Here is a 16,071-nt window from a genome sequence, read left to right as displayed (position 1 = left end):
TTGATTACCCGCAGACCCTGTTTCTTTTTCCCGCAACCGTCGAAACGATTTTTGGTTGCAAGTGCGAACGTTCATCCGTCCGCCGTCCCCCTATGCAGATTGTAACTGAATGAAACCTGTCATCGCCCCGAAATGCGGGCCGAGCCGGCCCGGAGAGGCGACGAAGTGTGAACGAAGGTTGAGAAAGATCATGGCCTTAGCCTGTCCACGGCGTAACGCGGCAGACAGACGCGCTCAACCCGAACGGAGCAGGCCCACGGCGGCATCGCGCTCGAAAAGATAAAGCGCGGTGCGTGCCGCCTGCCCACGCGGCGCCTCCAGTCCGCCATCGCGATCGACGAGCAGACGCGCGTCGCCATTGGCCGTCTGCACCAGCGATTGCACCTCTTCGGGGCTGGCGATGCGGAACGCCTGCTCGCCCGACTGGCGGGTGCCCAATATCTCGCCTGCACCGCGCAATCGCAGATCTTCTTCCGCAATGCGGAATCCGTCGTTGGTCTCCCGCATCAGCGCCAACCGCGCCCGCGAAGTTTCGCTGAGCTGCCGGCCCCGCAGAAGCAGGCAGACCGATCGCCCGCTGCCCCGCCCCACCCGTCCGCGCAATTGGTGAAGCTGGGCGAGACCGAACCGCTCGGCCCCCTCGATGATGATCAACGTCGCATTGGGCACGTCCACGCCGACCTCGATCACCGTCGTCGCGACCAGCACGAGCGTTCGCGCGGCCTGGAATTCCGCCATCACGCTGTCCTTGTCCGGGCCTTTCATCCGCCCGTGGACCAGCCCGATCCGCTCGCCGAACCGCTCGCGCAGCATCGCCGCGCGCTGCTCGGCCGCAGTCTGGTCGGAAACCTCGCTTTCCTCGACCAGCGGGCAGACCCAATAGGCCTGCCCGCCGATCGCCATGTGCCGGCCGAGCGCCTCGATCACCTCGTCGATCCGCTCGGCCGAGAGCACGCGCGTCTCGATCGGTTGGCGGCCGGGCGGCATCTCGTCGAGCCGGCTGACCTCCATTTCGCCATAATGGGTCAGCGTCAGCGTCCGGGGAATCGGCGTCGCGGTCATCACCAGCAGATGCGGCGGCCGCTCGGCCTTGCTCGCCAGCATGATCCGCTGGGCGACGCCGAAGCGGTGCTGCTCGTCGACGACCGCGAGGCCGAGATTGCGATAGGCAACCGCCTGCTGGAATATGGCGTGGGTACCGACGAGGATGTGGATCGATCCGTCGGCCAGCCCCATCAGCGTCGCCTCGCGCACCCTGCCCTTCTCGCGCCCCGTCAGGATCGCAACGTTCACCGGCAGGCCGGCGAGCTGCCGCGACAAGGTGTCGTAATGCTGGCGTGCCAGAATCTCGGTGGGCGCCAACAGAGCTCCCTGAGCGCCGGCCTCGACCGCCATCAGCAGCGCCATCAGCGCCACCAGCGTCTTGCCCGACCCGACATCGCCCTGCAGCAGCCGCGTCATCGGCATCTGCTGGATGAGGTCCGCCTCGATTTCCGCAATCGCCCGCGCCTGCGCGCCGGTGGGGCTGTACGGTAGTGCGAGCTGTGCGCGCAGGCTGCCGTCCCCCACCAGGGGAAGGCCGCGCCGCTTGCGCGAGGAAGCCCGCACCAGCATCAGCGCGAGCTGGTTGGCGAATACCTCGTCATAGGCCAGGCGTTGCCGCGCCACCGCGTCCAGCGGATCGGCATGGGCGCGCTGCAGCGCCTCCTGCCAGGACGGCCAGCCGTGGCGCGCAAGCAGGCTTGGCTCGATCCATTCCGGCAGGTCCGGCGCACGGGCGATCGCCTGCGCGACGAGCTGGCCCATCCGCTTGTTGGTGATCCCTTCGGAAAGGCCATAGACGGGCTCGCGCTCGGGCAGGTCGGCCGCCTCCGTGTCGGGATGCACGATCTGAAACCAGACGTCATATTGCTCCAGCTTGCCCGAGATAGTGCGCTTTTCGCCGAGCGGCAGCAGCTTGCGCGCCCAACCGGAATTGTTGCCGAAGAAGACGAGATGCAGCGCCTGCCCGGCCGAATCCACTGCCTGCACGCGGAACGGGCTACGCGGGCCGCCGCCGGCACGGTAATCGGTCGGCGTCACCTCCAGCGTGACGATTCGGCCGACATCGGCTTCTTCCAGCCGATCGACCTTCTTGCGATCGACGATGCCGGTCGGAAGATGAAAGAGAAGGTCGACCACGCGCGTCAGACCGAGCCGCGCCAGCGGCTTGGCCAGCGCGGCGCCTACGCCCTTGAGGGCTTCGGTCTCGGCGAACAGCGGGTTGAGGATATCGGGGCGCATGACTAGATGCGAGCCACTTATAGCCAAGCCGGCAGGCGCGCAAAGCCCGCCGGCCGTTTTGCATTGGATCATGATGGACCACGCAACCCGCCTCAAGCGCCTCTATTTCCGGGCCTGGCACCGCGGCACCAAGGAAGCCGATCTGATGATCGGCGGTTTCTTCGATCGCTACGGGTCAAGCTGGAGCGGGGCCGAAACCGACTGGTTCGAGGCCCTGCTGGAGGAACAGGACGTGGACATCATGGCCTGGGCACTGGGCACGCAGCCGGTGCCAGAGCGATGGCAGGGGCCGATGATGGAACGCTTCTGCAGGCTCGATTATATTCCGGTGAGCAAATGAGCGATGCCATTCTCCGCTTCCTTGAAAGGGAGTGGAACACGATATGATCGATCTCCGGCGCATCCTTTCCGCGTCCGATCCGCTGACCCTCGCAGGCACGCCGCCGGGCTTCCTTCCATGGCTGGCCGCGGACCTCGCACGCGCCGCCAAGGGCCGCGCGGTGTTCATCGCAGCGGACGATATCGCGATGCAGGGCATTGCCGATGCTGCCGTGCATTTTGCGCCCGAACTGGAGATCATCCGCTTCCCGGCCTGGGACTGCCTTCCCTATGACCGCGCCTCACCTTCGCTGCGCGCGACCTCGGAGCGCCTCGCAGCCCTGCACGCGCTCCAGCGCAAGGGCAGCAAGCCGCAACTCGTCATCACCACCGCCAATGCCGTCGTCCAACGCACGCTGACGCCATTCCGTATCCGTCAGCTCGTCGCGCGCCTCGCGCCGGGCGAGCGGATCGATCGCGATTCGCTGGCCGAACTCCTGCAGGCCAATGGTTATGTCCGCACCGAGACCGTGGCCGATGCCGGCGAATATGCGGTGCGCGGCGGCCTGGTGGATCTGTTTCCGGCGGGTGAATCGCTGGCCCTCCGCCTCGATTTCTTCGGCGACGAGATCGAAAGCGTTCGCCAGTTCGACCCCAGCGACCAGCGTAGCGTCGGCCGGGTCGACGGTTTTACCCTGCTTCCCGCATCCGAGGCGCTGCTCGACGAGGAAACCGTCAAGCGCTTCCGCACCCGCTACCGTGAACGCTTCGGCGCCACCGCGACCGGCGATCCGCTCTATCAGGCGCTCTCTGAAAAGCGGCGGCTGGCAGGCATGGAGCATTGGCTACCCCTGCTCGAGGAGCGGCTGACCACGCTTTTCGATCATCTCGGCCCTGATGACGTGATCCTGCGCGAAGCGGGCGTCACGGGCGCGGCCGAGGCGCGCTTCGACGCGATTGCGGACTATCACGCCAATCGCGTGCGCGCTCAATCGGCCGATCCCGGCAGCTATCGCCCGCTCGGGCCTGCCGAACTCTATCTCGGCGCCGACGAGTGGGAGGGGCTGGTCGCCGACCGGCCGATCCACATCACCTCCCCCTTCCATGCACCGGACAGCGCCACCGTGCTCGATTTCGGCGTGGACGGCCCGCGCGACTTCACGCCCGAGCGTGCACAGAATGCCAATATCTATGAGGCCGTCGCCGAGCATACGACGAAGCTCGCCCGCGATCGCCGTAAGGTGGTACTCGCCAGCTATTCGATCGGTGCGCGCGAGCGGCTAAGCGGCCTGCTCAAGGATCATGGCCTCGATCGGCTGGCGATGGCCGACAGCTGGCAGGAGGCGCTCGGCCAGGCGTCCGGCGGACGCGCCGCCCTGATCGTCCTGCCGCTCGACCATGGCTTCACCACGCCCGACATCGCCGTGCTCACCGAGCAGGACATGCTCGGCGACCGCCTCGTCCGGCGTGCCAAGCGCAAGAAATCGGCGGATGCCTTCCTCGCCGAGCTCGCCACGCTCAGCCCCGGCGACTTCGTCGTCCATGCCGATCACGGCATCGGCCGCTATGAGGGGCTGACCCAGATCCCCGTCGGCCAGTCCCCGCACGATTGCGTCTGGCTGACCTATGCCGGCGGCGACAAGCTCTACGTGCCGGTCGAGAATATCGACGTGCTCTCGCGCTACGGTGCCGAGAGCGAGGGTGTGACGCTCGACAAGCTCGGCGGCGTCGCCTGGCAGGCGCGCAAGGCGAAGATGAAGGAGCGGATCCGCGAGATCGCGGGCGAGCTCATCGCCACCGCCGCGGCCCGCGCGCTGCGGCCCGGCCAGGTCGCGGAGCCGGACGGCAGCGGCTATGCGAGCTTCGTCGATCGCTTCCCCTATCAGGAGACCGACGACCAGGACCGTGCGATCGCCGAGGTGATCGACGATCTCGGCTCCGGCCGACCGATGGACCGCCTCGTCTGCGGCGACGTCGGCTTCGGCAAGACCGAGGTGGCGATGCGCGCCGCCTTCGTCGCCGCCATGGCCGGCCAGCAGGTGGCACTGGTCTGTCCCACTACCCTGCTCGCCCGTCAGCATCATGCCAATTTCCTCGAGCGCTTCCGCGGCTTTCCGATCGAAATCGGCCGCCTCAGCCGGCTGGTGCCCGCCGCCGAGGCCAAGGCGACCAAGGAGGGGCTGGCCGACGGCACGATCGACATCGTCATCGGCACGCACGCGCTGCTCGCCAAGTCGATCGCGTTCAAGCGGCTCGGCCTCGTCATCGTCGACGAGGAGCAGCATTTCGGCGTCACCCACAAGGAGCAGCTCAAGGCGATGAAGGCGGACGTGCACGTCCTCACCCTCACCGCCACGCCGATCCCGCGCACCCTGCAAATGGCGATGTCGGGCCTGCGCGAGCTGTCGGTGATCCAGACGCCGCCCGTCGACCGCCTCGCGGTGCGCACCTATGTGATGCCCTGGGATCCCGTCGTGGTGCGCGAGGCGCTACTGCGCGAACATTATCGAGGCGGGCAGAGCTTCTTCGTCACGCCGCGGATCAAGGACCTTCCGGACATCGAGGAATTTCTCCGCAAGGAGGTACCCGAGGTGCGCTATGTCGTGGCGCATGGCCAGATGGCGCCTTCCGAGGTCGAGGAGCGGATGTCCGCCTTCTACGACAAGAAATATGAGGTGCTGCTCTCCACCACGATCATCGAGAGCGGCCTCGACATTCCGAGCGCGAACACACTGATCGTCAACCGCGCCGATCGCTTCGGCCTCGCCCAGCTCTATCAGGTGCGCGGCCGCGTCGGGCGGTCCAAGACGCGTGCTTATGCCTATATGACGACGGCCGGCGGCCGTATCACCGAGACGGCGGCCAAGCGCCTCCAGGTGCTGTCGGATCTCGATACGCTGGGCGCCGGCTTCCAGCTCGCCAGCCACGATCTCGACATTCGCGGGGCCGGCAACCTGCTCGGCGACGAGCAGTCGGGCCATATCAAGGAGGTCGGCTTCGAACTCTACCAGTCGATGCTGGAGGAGGCGATCCTGGAAGCGAAGGCAGGTGGCGCGGGCCTCGCCGCGCCCCGCGAAAGCTGGTCGCCGCAGATCACCGTCGATGCGCCGATCCTCATTCCAGAGGAGTATGTGCCGGATCTCGATCTGCGCATGGGCCTTTATCGCCGGCTCAACGAGCAGGAGGACGTGCAGGCCATCGAGGCCTTCGCCGCCGAACTGATCGATCGCTTCGGTCCGTTGCCGGAGGCGACCGAAAACCTGCTGAGCGTGATCCGCACCAAGCTCAACTGCCGTATCGCCTGCGTGGCCAAGCTCGACGTCGGCCCGCGTGGTGCGCTCGTCACGTTCCACAACGACACCTTCCCGGACCTGCTCGGGCTCATCGCCTATGTGCAGCGGCTGGAGGGCACGGCGAAGCTCAGGCCGGACAGCAAGCTCGTCATCAGTCGCGCCTGGAGCACGCCCCAGGCCCGGCTGAACGGCGCGCTGCAGCTCTCCAAGGGGTTGGCGAAGATATTGGCGTAAGCGTTGCCGTTTAAATCCGTCATCCCGACTTCCGTCGGGATGACGAGATTGCGGCAGCAGCCTCGCATCAGCCGTCCATGAAAGTCACGCAGGGCCCCTCGGTAAAGAAGCTCCGGTACATCCGGTTCTTCACCCGCCAGCCTTGGGGCGTGCGGACGAGCTGGTCGTCATATTCGCCCCACATCGAATAGATCGCGCCCTCATATTTCCGCGCACCGACATGGACCGCATAATAATGGACTTTGGCGGTCGCCGTATCGCCCGAGACGTGGATGCGGAAGTTCATCACATTGTGGTGCGTCGCGCCGCAGTTCGATCCCTCGCCCATATGCGTCTTGGCGCCGGCGATGAGCGGCCCGGTGCCCTGCATCAGCCCGTCGGGGCCAAGATTGGAGCGATAGTCCTGCACCGCATCATGGGCGAAGACCTCGGTCAGCCGATCGAAATCCTTGGCGTCGATGATGTCGCAATAGGCGCAATAGACCAGTTTGATGTCGCGTTCGTCGTTCAGTTCCTGCAGCGTCGCCATGGCGTTTCCTCTCCTCGATACTGGCTCGAAGGCTAAGGCTGGCGGGAGGAGGCGGCAATGCGGGAGCCGTCAGCGCGCGGCGCGATTGCGCTCCTTCACAAGATTTTCCAGCTTCGCCGCGTCGACCGGAGGGGCGCAGAGGAAACCCTGATAATAGTTGCAGCCTTCACGGGCCAGGAGCGCGAGCTGCTCCTCCGTCTCCACTCCCTCGGCGACCACGGCCAGGCCCAGCGAGCGTGCCATTTCGATCACGCCTCGCACCACCACCCGATCGCGCGGCGATCCCGTAATGTCCTCCGCCAGGCGCTTGTCGATCTTGAGATAATCGAGCGGCAGCGCCTTGAGATAGGCCAGGCTGGAATAGCCCGTGCCGAAATCGTCGATGGCGACGCGCAGGCCCGACGCCCTGAGCCGCGCGAGCAGCCCCGCCGCCGCGTTCAGATCCTCGATCAATCCGCTTTCCGTCACCTCGACGGTCAGGCGGCCGCGATCCATGCCGCTCTCGTCGACCATGGCGAGGAAATGCTCGACGAAATCGGGACGGGCGATGTCCGCTGCGGTGACATTCACCGACAATCGCAAAGCAGCCAGCGGTGCAGGCCAGCGCGCCGCCATCGTCACCGCCTTGCGCTGGACATGGGCCGAAAGCGGCACGAGGAAATCCGATCGTGCGGCAGCCGCGAACAAGACCGGCGCGCCGAGTTCCCCCATGCGCGGGTGGCGCCAGCGGGCCAGCGCCTCGACCCCGGTGATCTCGCCGGTGGTGACCGAGACCTGGGGCTGAAACAGGATGCCGATCTCGTCCTGGTCGAGCGCCAGGCGCAGATCGATCTCCAGCCGGCTGTCGGTTTCCGCGCGGCCTATGCCCGCCGCATCCATCGTCCGGATCGCGTCGCCTTCGCCAGCCTTGGCATCGGCGAGCGCGGCGCTTGCACGACGGAGCAGCGCAGAGGCGTCATCCCCCTCTCCTTCGGCTGCCGCGATACCGATCCGGCAGGATAAGGTGATCAGATGGTCGCCGACCGCGAACGGCCGTTCGATCGCTTCGACGACCCGGCGCGCGAGAAATCCGGCCTCCTCGGTCGTGGCCGGCGCCGGCAGGCCGATGGCGAATTCGGCGCCGGCCATGTGCGCGATCAGCCGCTGCCGCCCGCTGCCCGCCATGCGTTCGATCCGCCGCGCCACCCCCTGAAGAAGGGCATCGCCCGCGGAACGGCCGAATGCGGCGTTTATCATATCGAACCGGCTGATCGCGACGAGCAGCAGCACCATGCCCGCACCGTCGGCGATCCGCTCCCCCATCCAGCGCCGCGCGCTCGGCCCGTCATCGAGACCGGTCAGCGGGTCGCGGCTGCGGGGCAAGCGTGCGCTGCTCGGCGCATCCAGCTCCTCGACGCGGGCGACAATTGTCTGGCCGCCATCTTCCAGATGGAGGTGATGCGCGATGCGGATCCCCTCCTCGCCGCCGAAATCATGCGCGAAAGCGGTCGGCCGATGGTCGGAGAGCAGCCTCTGCATCGCAATCCAGGCGGCATCGACCGCAGCCTCGCCGACGAGCAGCCGCAGATCGCCGATGGGCACCGTCCCGCTCTGGTCGAGAGCCAGACCGAAGCGCTCGGCCAGAGTCTCGCTGACCGTGACGCGACCGCTGTTGATCTGCCAGCGCCAGAACCCGGTCTGCGCCTCGATCAGCGCCGTGCGCCCTTCGATCGCCTGGCGTCCCCCCGCCAGCCGTTCGGCGTAGCGCGCCGCGAAGCGCAGCGACTGGGCGAATTCGGCCTCTTTATAAGGGCTCGTCAGATAATGGGTTGCGCCCGCGGAGAAGAAGGCATCGAGCATGGGCGTGCTGCGGCGCGGAAACAGCACCAGCAGAGCCGCAGCATTAGCCTCGACCGCATCGGCGAGACTCTGGACCGCGGCCAGCCCTTCGTCGAGCGCGCCGCGCGCATCCACCACAGCGATATTGGCGCCGCTTGCCACGAAACGGCGTTCGGCTGCCTCGGTGCGCCGTGCGGCGATGGGTTTCCAGCCCAGTCGCTCGGCTATACCAGCCAATTCGTCGCGATGACGGAAGGACAAGATGAAGATGGGCGTCGATGCGCTGCTCAAACTTTGCCAAGCCTCCCCCGCGCATCCTTAGAGCGATTCAAACGGAGGGGGAATCCGCCAAATCCACCCTGTGGTCGCAGATAGCGATGCTTTGATCGCTCGCCTGTGCCGTTTGGGCACATACCGCGCCCCTTGCTCTCGGCGCCGCCGCACCTTAGCTGTCTGTCATGGACGTGCACGCGTCAGCGCCCCCGCAACGGCTCACCGACGGTTTCGGCCGCCGGATCAGCTATCTGCGTATATCGGTCACCGATCGCTGCGATCTGCGCTGCCGCTATTGCATGTCGGAGGCGATGACTTTCCAGCCGAGGAGCGAAATCCTCTCGCTGGAAGAGATTGCCGCGTTGGCCGACGCCTTCATCGCGCGCGGCATACGCAAGATCCGGCTGACCGGCGGCGAGCCACTGATCCGCCGCGGCGTGCCCGATCTCGCCCGGATGATCGGCCGGCATCTGGCCGACGGCACGCTGGACGAGCTTACCGTCACCACCAACGGCACGCATCTCGCCCGCCATGCCGAGGCCCTGCATGAGGCCGGAATCCGGCGCATCAACGTCAGCCTCGACACGATCGATCCCGATCGCTTTCGCCACGTCACCCGCTGGGGCGATCTCGCCAAGGTGCTGGAGGGCATAGCGGCCGCGCGGGCGGCGGGGCTGCAGGTCAAGATCAACATGGTCGCGCTCAAGGGGCTCAACGACGACGCGGTGGAACCGATGCTGCGCTGGTGCGCGGCCGAAGGCCATGATCTCACCCTGATCGAGACGATGCCGCTCGGCAGCGTCGATGAGGACCGCATCGACCGCTATCTGCCGCTGGACTCGGTCAAGCGCGACCTGGAGCAGCGCTTCACCCTATCCCCTCTCGCCGAGCGGACGGGCGGTCCGGCGCGCTATTGGCAGGTGGAGGAACTCGGTGTCCGGCTCGGCCTCATCACGCCGCTGACCGGCAATTTCTGCGACGGCTGCAACCGCGTCCGCGTCACCGCGACCGGCAAGCTCTATATGTGCCTCGGCCATGGCGAGCGGGTCGACCTGCGCGCGGCATTGCGGAGCGGTACTCCCGGCGCGATCGACGCCGCGCTCGACGAGGCGATGGCGCTCAAGCCGCTGCGCCACGGCTTTCGCATCGACGCGCGCGGCGCGGCGCCCGCGGTCGAACGGCACATGAGCGTCACGGGCGGATGAGCGAAAAACAATTGGCGCTCGTCGCCTCTACCACTCCTCAGGCCCAGGCAGCGGCAGAGGAACTCATGCGCCGGCGCGATTTCGTCCCGATCGAGGAGGCGGAGATGGCGATCGCGCTCGGCGGCGACGGCTTCCTGCTGCAAGCGCTGCATGCCATGCTGGACCGTCACCGCATCCTTCCCGTCTTCGGCATGAATCTCGGCACCGTCGGTTTCCTCATGAACGAATGGCGCCTCGACGATCTCGACACCCGCATCGATCGCGCGCGCAAGTTCACCGTGACCCCCTTGCGCATGGAAGCGACCGACGTCGACGGCCAAACCTATTCCATTCCCGCGATCAACGAGGTCTCGCTGCTGCGTGAAACGCGCCAGACCGCGTGGCTCGAAGTCACCGTCAACGGCCGCGTCGTGATCCCGGAACTGGTCTGCGACGGTGTGCTGGTTGCGACGCCCGCCGGCTCGACGGCCTATAATTTTTCCGCGCAGGGCCCGATCCTGCCGCTCGATTCGGCGATGCTGGCACTGACCCCGATCAGCCCTTTCCGTCCCCGCCGCTGGCGCGGTGCAATCCTGCCCGAAAGGACGCGTATCGCCTTTCGAGTACTCGATCCGTCCAAGCGCCCGGTCAGCGCCGTGGCCGACCAGCATGAGGTGCGCGACGTCGCGACGATCGAGGTCGCGATCGATCGAACCAGCCCGCTGCACCTGCTTTTCGACCCGGAACATGCGCTCGATGACCGCGTGACGATGGAGCAGTTCGTCATTTAGAAAAGGCCCTTGCCTTTCTTGAAAACCCGCTGCTATAGGCGCGCCTCGCCCGACGGCGAGAGAGTGTTCCTCGGTAGCTCAGTGGTAGAGCGTTCGACTGTTAATCGAATGGTCGCAGGTTCGAATCCTGCCCGGGGAGCCACTCATCTTTCGGTTTTTTCTCGTAAAAACCTGGAATTATCTTCGAAGCAAGGATCGGCTTCGAGTTGCCCTTTGCTTCGTCGTCGGCTCGCTTTCTCTTGCCTGCCCCATATTGACTTGGGCGTTTAGCGCGCGCGAACGCAGGACCTTCGTCTCTGTTCCGTAACAGCTTGCCGATTCCGATTTGACCTCGAGGATCACGCTGGTAAGGACGCCCCCGACTTTTAGTCGCTCATGCTGCGCCATGCCAAACTCCAATGGCGGAATGCATGACGGCGAGACGTGGGGGATTCCCGGCGCGCTTCTTTTTCCGCGTACAGTTTCTGTGCGCTGGGGCGCCCTCGCGCATATGTGATGAACAAGAATGACGCGTCGCGTTTCGGTGATGATGAGTGTTGTGCCGCTGACGATCGGCATTGCGATCACGAACATGGCTCCGGCTGCCATACCGGTCCCCAGCCATAATCCGGCAAACACCCAAGCTCATCTCGAGATGGTGCCTTCGGTTTTCGATCAGACTCCCGCAGCTTCCGAGCTCAGCCAGGCGAGCGATCCTTCCAATTTTGCCCCTGTTGCCACCGATGCCAGCTCCGCCACGCCTGACCGGCGGCAGGTGGAATGCATGGCCAAGGTGATCGTGCATGAGGCCGGCAACCAGCCGCGCGTCGGCCAGGTGGCCGTCGCCCAGGTCATCCGCACCCGAATGAAGGACGGCCGCTTCGGCAGCAACGCCTGCAGCGTCGTCAAGCAGCGCGGCCAGTTCTTCGACGTCGATGCCTATGAGCCCTCGCGCACCAACAAGCGCTGGAGCGACGCGGTGGAAATCGCGACCGACACGCTCAACAATGAAGGCGAAGAGGTCGTCCCCGGCGCGCTGTTCTTCCACGCCGTCGGTTCCAGCATGCCGCAGCGCACGCGCGTCGCGAAGATCGCCGACCACATCTTCTATCGCTGATCGGCGCGCCTGACGGGTGAGGCGTTCAGGGCGCGTCGTCCGCGCCCTGCTCGCCCGGCTTTTCCTTCCCGAACCGCGCCGCCTGCGCAGCCTTCCAGCGTCCGCGCAACCAGGTTCGCGGGGCATCGAGCCCAACGGCGGCGGTTAGCGCGCTCCATCCTTCGACCGGCTCGCGGAGCCGCTCCGTGGTGGCGCTCGGCGTCAGTTCGTCGAACCAGCCGGCAATCGCCTGCGCGTTGGTGAGCGCCAGCAGCAGCGCGGCCGTGCCGATCGTCACGCTCGCCCAGCGCAGCGGATGGCGGTGAGCGACGGGATCCCCCTCGATGACCACCGGCGATCCCACTTCGGCAATCTCACCCTTCTCGGCCCCTGTCGTCATCTCCGGCCCCTCAGAACTGATAATAGATGAACGGCGCGATGCCTTCGGGCCGCATCGCGTCGATGATCAGCAGCAGCAGCGCGGCGGCCGCGCCTACCGCCGGCGCCGGCCAGCGCCGGACATGGGTGGCGAGCGTCTGGAGACCGCGCGGCGGCGCGGCATGGATCGCGAGGCCGAACAGGACGAGCGCCAGCGACAGCGGCGTCACCAGCGTATTCTGCCAGTTTCCCGCCACCAGCGCGGATAGATAGGCGATCGCCTCGTGCAGTCCCGGTGCGCGAAAGAAGATCCAGCCCAGCACCACGACGTGGAAGGTGATCAGCGTCCCCAGCCAGGCGGGCGGGGTCCACCAGCCGCGCTGTTTGAACATCCGCACCAGCATCCGCTCGATGGCCAACCAGCTGCCGTGCAGCGCTCCCCAGATGATGAAGGTCCAGTTCGCGCCGTGCCACAGCCCGCCCAGCACCATGGTGACGAACAGGTTGAGATAGGTGCGCACCCTGCCCTTCCGGTTGCCGCCAAGCGAGATGTAGAGATAGTCGCGCAGCCAGCTCGACAGGCTGATATGCCAGCGCCGCCAGAAATCCTGCAGCGAGCGCGCCCGATAGGGCTGATCGAAGTTGCGCGGAAAATGATAGCCGAGCAGCGCCGCCAGCCCGATCGCCATGTCCGAATAGGCCGAGAAATCGCAGTAGATCTGCACGGCATAGCCATAGGCGCCGAACAGCAGGTCCAGGCTCGATCGGTGGAGCGGATCGTAGAAGGCCGGATCGACGAGGCTGGTCGCGACTTCGGACGCGATCACCGTCTTCTTGAACATGCCCCAGAGGATCAGCAGCAGCGCCGCCGACACCGCTCCGCGATCGAGGCGCGGCGTCTGGCGGAACTGGGGCAGGAGATCGGATGCCCGGACGATCGGCCCCGCCACCAGATGCGGGAAGAAGGACATGAGCAACGAGAGATCGAGCAGGCTTGCCGCCTGCACGCGGCGCTTATGGACGTCGACCAGATAGGAGACGGCCTGGAAGGTGAAGAAGGATACGCCGACCGGCAGGAACACCTGCATCAGCGGCACGTCGCGCGCGAAGTCCAGTCGATGGAGCAGCACCGCCAGCTGCTCGAAGAAGAAGCCCGCATATTTGAAATATGCGAGCACGCCGAGATTGAGCGCCACGCCCAGCGCCACCAGCGCCTTGCGCGATCGTTCCGAATTGCGCGTGGCGATCGCCTGTCCGATCGCCCAGTTGCCCGAAGCGGACAGGAACAGCAGCAGCACGAAGCGCCCGTCCCAGGCCCCGTAGAAGAACCAGCTCGCCATGAGCAGCGCGATCTTGCGCCATTCGTTCGAACGCTTGAGCGCCCAGGCGACGCCGTAGACGAGGAGAAAGAAGAGCCCGAAGCCCAGCGTCGGAAATTGCATCTATCGTCGCGCGTCCCCGGGCGCGGCGGAAACCGTCACGCCCGTACCCCCCAAAGTCACCATCGCGCCATCGAGATCCTGCTGGAGCCGCCGCGCGATCTCGGCCGCTCCCATGGTGCTGAAATGCACATGATCCGGACGCATCATCGGCGGATCGCGGCGCGACCAGTCATTGGCGGTGCAGCGTCCGCCCATCCGGGACGACCAATCCCAATAAGCGAGGCCCAGCTGGTGCGCGCGGCGGCGCTGGATCGACTGCACCGTCGCCAGCGCCGCGGTCGGCCGCCACGGCTCGCCGTCACAGCCGGCGGAGACACCGCTCTCTCCGCTCTGCAGTGCCGGCAGCTTCGTCGACGAATCGGGCGCCCCGATCAGCAGCATCGGCACGCCGGGGGCGAGCCGCTGCACCCGGCGGATGCTGGCCTGCAGCGCCGCATCATATTCGCCGGCCGAGAATTTCGGCCGGAACGCCTCGTTGGTGCCGAAAGCGATGACGATGAGATCCGGCCGATATTCGGCCAGTTCGCGCGTCACCACCGCATCGGTCGTCCGGCCGAAATGGATGAACTGCGCGCCCACCGTGCCGAGATTGGACAGGAGCACGCCGCCCCGTCCGCTCGCCTCGGTGGACCAGGACGTCACGGTCACCGGCCCCTGCACCACGGTCAGCAACGCAGTGTCGGTGAGGCTGCCCGTCTCGATCGTCCGGCAGGACGGCTCGACGCGCGGCGCATCGAGCGACCAGCGCACATTGATCGCGCCAGCCGAAAGCGCGACCGCTCCCGCCCCCGGCCCGGTCATCGCGCAAACCGTGAAACGATCGAACCATTCGACCGAATCCGCCTTGAGCCCGATCGAAGCGCCCGCGACGGAGGTCGAGAGGCTGTAGCCGCTGAGCCCGATCGGCACGCTGCTCGCCGAATCATAGGCTGCGCCGAAAATGCCGTTGACCGACCAGCCGGGCGACTGGCTGGCGGTGATCCCGCGGGTCAGATAGCCGGCATAGGGCCGCCCCGGCGGCAGCACGCCGCGTCCGGCGCTGCCATAACGGCTCTGCAGAAGCGTCCGCCAACTGCCGGTGACCTGATCGGCCGCGGTGTGGCTGTCGCCGATCTGGAGGATGCGGACTGGCCGGCGCGTCTGCCGCGTCTCGGCCAGCATCTGGAAGACGGGCGACAGGCGATCCGCGTCGCACAGCGCTTCGACGCAAGGGCCGCCCATCGCCGCCTGCAGGAGCGCGGCTGCCATCCAGACCGCCATCAGCGCGCCGCCCCCGCCGGCTTGCCCGCAACCGCCGCCACCGTCGCGGCGGGCCGGTCACGCCCCGCCTCATGCCGCACCCGCGCGTCATAAGCCTTGATCCGCGCGACGAGGCCGGCGGTGATCCGCTGATAGCCGACACCGATCATGTGCAGGCCATCGGGCGTCCGCATCAGCTGCGGCTCGCCTGTCTTCGGGTTGGGTAGATAGGCGTTGTATTTGCCTTCGGCGTCCACCGAGAGCGGGCGCGTATCGATGAAGGGCACGCCCAGAGCCTTCATCCGCGCGGCATAGAATGCGTTCATGGCGCGCATGTTCTTATCCATGTCTGCATCGCGCATGACCGGCAGACCCACCCAGTAGACGAATGCGCCGGTCGACCGCGCCGCCGCGACGAAATGATCGATCCGATCACCGATGATCTTCTTCCAGCCATCGCTCATCAGCTCCTGCACATGGCCGTCGGCATAGAAGGGAAAGGCGTCGTTCGCGCCGAAGCAGATCACCGCGACGTCGATCGGATCCGCGGCGAGCTGCTCCTTCGCCCGCTTCTCGAGATCGAGCGAGCGATAGCGGGTGAAGCCGGTCGCCTCCTTGCCGAAGCGCAGCACGTCGAATCCGTCTTCCTTCGGCAGTTGCCGGTAGATCCCATCCCAGACGCCCACGCCGAAGCTGTCCCCGAACACGCCGACGCGCAGCCGCCCATCCGCGGCGACGCGCTTCACGACCCGCGGATCGACCGGCTGGACAAGCTCAGGCCGTGCATCGGGATCGGCGAGAATCGGCCCGGCCGTGGCGACCGGCGCGGAACCGGACGTGGGCGTCTTGTCCGTAGCCGGCACATTCGCGCCGGTTTCGGCGGTCGGCGCTCCAGGATGACCGTTGAAGGACAGCCCAACCGCGAACCCCGCGACCAGACCCACGACCAGCACGGCGGTACGATCGAGCACCAGCCACGCACGTCCGGGCGCCGGCGCACGCTCTTCGCTGAAATCGGTCGCGACCTCCGGCGGATCGGAATCGCCGGAGCTGAGCAAATCGTTATTTTCCTGGGAAAACAAGGGGATGTCCCTGATACGCGCGGGGTTATGTGACGAGACGGTGACAATCGATAGAATCGATCGCCGGCGTTTAACATCCCTTCGCGATTGCCGATATTTTTTTGCGCACTGGCGCTTCCGGAAGCTGCGTCT

At 66.3% G+C, this 16,071-nt stretch carries 12 protein-coding genes and 1 tRNA gene; 6 read left to right on the top strand and 7 right to left on the bottom strand.

Annotated elements, in window-relative coordinates:
* Positions 1 to 234 precede the first annotated feature (234 nt).
* The gene (gene recG / locus GQY20_RS10415) at positions 235 to 2,283 is read right to left on the bottom strand and encodes an ATP-dependent DNA helicase RecG (RefSeq protein ID WP_157217013.1); all 2,049 of its coding nucleotides are present in this window, start codon (positions 2,281 to 2,283) and stop codon (positions 235 to 237) included.
* A 73-nt stretch (positions 2,284 to 2,356) separates the two neighbouring features.
* Here recG and GQY20_RS10410 point away from each other — a divergent pair, with 73 nt between their 5' ends.
* Both GQY20_RS10410 and mfd read left to right on the top strand, forming a co-directional pair.
* A complete protein-coding gene (locus tag GQY20_RS10410; protein ID WP_157217328.1) occupies positions 2,357 to 2,623 on the top strand; it encodes an FAD assembly factor SdhE in 267 nt (88 codons plus the stop codon).
* 43 nt (positions 2,624 to 2,666) lie between these two features.
* Positions 2,667 to 6,128, top strand: coding sequence for a transcription-repair coupling factor (gene mfd / locus GQY20_RS10405; RefSeq protein ID WP_157217012.1), 3,462 nt, complete (start codon positions 2,667 to 2,669; stop codon positions 6,126 to 6,128).
* A gap of 67 nt (positions 6,129 to 6,195) precedes the next feature.
* On the opposite strand, the gene GQY20_RS10400 is transcribed toward mfd, so the two are convergent.
* Both GQY20_RS10400 and GQY20_RS10395 read right to left on the bottom strand, forming a co-directional pair.
* On the bottom strand, positions 6,196 to 6,657 hold the full coding sequence (locus GQY20_RS10400; RefSeq protein ID WP_157217011.1) for a nuclear transport factor 2 family protein: 462 nt from the start codon (positions 6,655 to 6,657) through the stop codon (positions 6,196 to 6,198).
* 69 nt (positions 6,658 to 6,726) lie between these two features.
* A complete protein-coding gene (locus GQY20_RS10395) occupies positions 6,727 to 8,766 on the bottom strand; it encodes a putative bifunctional diguanylate cyclase/phosphodiesterase (RefSeq protein WP_232475988.1) in 2,040 nt (679 codons plus the stop codon).
* Between the two features lie 167 nt (positions 8,767 to 8,933).
* Here GQY20_RS10395 and moaA point away from each other — a divergent pair, with 167 nt between their 5' ends.
* The 4 genes from moaA to GQY20_RS10375 all read left to right on the top strand — a co-directional run bounded on the left by moaA (position 8,934) and on the right by GQY20_RS10375 (position 11,819).
* Entirely contained in the window at positions 8,934 to 9,953 is a 1,020-nt protein-coding gene (moaA, locus tag GQY20_RS10390) for a GTP 3',8-cyclase MoaA (protein WP_157217010.1), read from the top strand.
* Positions 9,950 to 10,723, top strand: a complete 774-nt coding sequence (locus GQY20_RS10385; RefSeq protein WP_157217009.1) for an NAD kinase — start codon at positions 9,950 to 9,952, stop codon at positions 10,721 to 10,723. The genes moaA and GQY20_RS10385 overlap by 4 nt, the downstream gene beginning before the upstream one ends.
* Positions 10,724 to 10,790: 67 nt before the next feature.
* Positions 10,791 to 10,865, top strand: a tRNA-Asn gene (locus GQY20_RS10380).
* 363 nt (positions 10,866 to 11,228) lie between these two features.
* On the top strand, positions 11,229 to 11,819 hold the full coding sequence (locus tag GQY20_RS10375) for a cell wall hydrolase (protein ID WP_157217008.1): 591 nt from the start codon (positions 11,229 to 11,231) through the stop codon (positions 11,817 to 11,819).
* Between the two features lie 25 nt (positions 11,820 to 11,844).
* On the opposite strand, the gene GQY20_RS10370 is transcribed toward GQY20_RS10375, so the two are convergent.
* The 4 genes from GQY20_RS10370 to GQY20_RS10355 are packed head-to-tail and all read right to left on the bottom strand — an operon-like array spanning position 11,845 to position 15,915.
* Complete coding sequence (locus tag GQY20_RS10370) at positions 11,845 to 12,198, bottom strand: hypothetical protein (RefSeq protein WP_157217007.1); 354 nt, start codon at positions 12,196 to 12,198, stop codon at positions 11,845 to 11,847.
* A gap of 10 nt (positions 12,199 to 12,208) precedes the next feature.
* Entirely contained in the window at positions 12,209 to 13,618 is a 1,410-nt protein-coding gene (locus GQY20_RS10365) for an MBOAT family O-acyltransferase (protein ID WP_157217006.1), read from the bottom strand.
* Positions 13,619 to 14,878 (bottom strand): GDSL-type esterase/lipase family protein, encoded by a 1,260-nt coding sequence (locus GQY20_RS10360; protein WP_198350901.1) that lies wholly within the window; start codon positions 14,876 to 14,878, stop codon positions 13,619 to 13,621.
* Positions 14,878 to 15,915, bottom strand: a complete 1,038-nt coding sequence (locus tag GQY20_RS10355; protein ID WP_157217004.1) for an SGNH/GDSL hydrolase family protein — start codon at positions 15,913 to 15,915, stop codon at positions 14,878 to 14,880. The genes GQY20_RS10360 and GQY20_RS10355 overlap by 1 nt, the downstream gene beginning before the upstream one ends.
* Positions 15,916 to 16,071: the final 156 nt, after the last annotated feature.

This window comes from Flavisphingomonas formosensis (assembly GCF_009755815.1).
Classification (GTDB): Bacteria; Pseudomonadota; Alphaproteobacteria; order Sphingomonadales; family Sphingomonadaceae; genus Flavisphingomonas; species Flavisphingomonas formosensis.
The sequence above is the reverse complement of the archived record's forward strand: the minus strand, read 5'-3'. Positions and strand labels throughout refer to the sequence as shown.

Excerpts from the sequence above, each read along its gene's own strand:
- recG (WP_157217013.1), bottom strand. The coding sequence starts at position 2,283 with ATGCGCCCCGATATCCTCAACCCGCTGTTCGCCGAGACCGAAGCCCTC.
- GQY20_RS10410 (WP_157217328.1), top strand. The coding sequence starts at position 2,357 with ATGGACCACGCAACCCGCCTCAAGCGCCTCTATTTCCGGGCCTGGCAC.
- mfd (WP_157217012.1), top strand. The coding sequence starts at position 2,667 with ATGATCGATCTCCGGCGCATCCTTTCCGCGTCCGATCCGCTGACCCTC.
- GQY20_RS10400 (WP_157217011.1), bottom strand. The coding sequence starts at position 6,657 with ATGGCGACGCTGCAGGAACTGAACGACGAACGCGACATCAAACTGGTC.
- moaA (WP_157217010.1), top strand. The coding sequence starts at position 8,934 with ATGGACGTGCACGCGTCAGCGCCCCCGCAACGGCTCACCGACGGTTTC.
- GQY20_RS10385 (WP_157217009.1), top strand. The coding sequence starts at position 9,950 with ATGAGCGAAAAACAATTGGCGCTCGTCGCCTCTACCACTCCTCAGGCC.
- GQY20_RS10375 (WP_157217008.1), top strand. The coding sequence starts at position 11,229 with ATGACGCGTCGCGTTTCGGTGATGATGAGTGTTGTGCCGCTGACGATC.
- GQY20_RS10370 (WP_157217007.1), bottom strand. The coding sequence starts at position 12,198 with ATGACGACAGGGGCCGAGAAGGGTGAGATTGCCGAAGTGGGATCGCCG.
- GQY20_RS10365 (WP_157217006.1), bottom strand. The coding sequence starts at position 13,618 with ATGCAATTTCCGACGCTGGGCTTCGGGCTCTTCTTTCTCCTCGTCTAC.
- GQY20_RS10360 (WP_198350901.1), bottom strand. The coding sequence starts at position 14,878 with ATGGCGGTCTGGATGGCAGCCGCGCTCCTGCAGGCGGCGATGGGCGGC.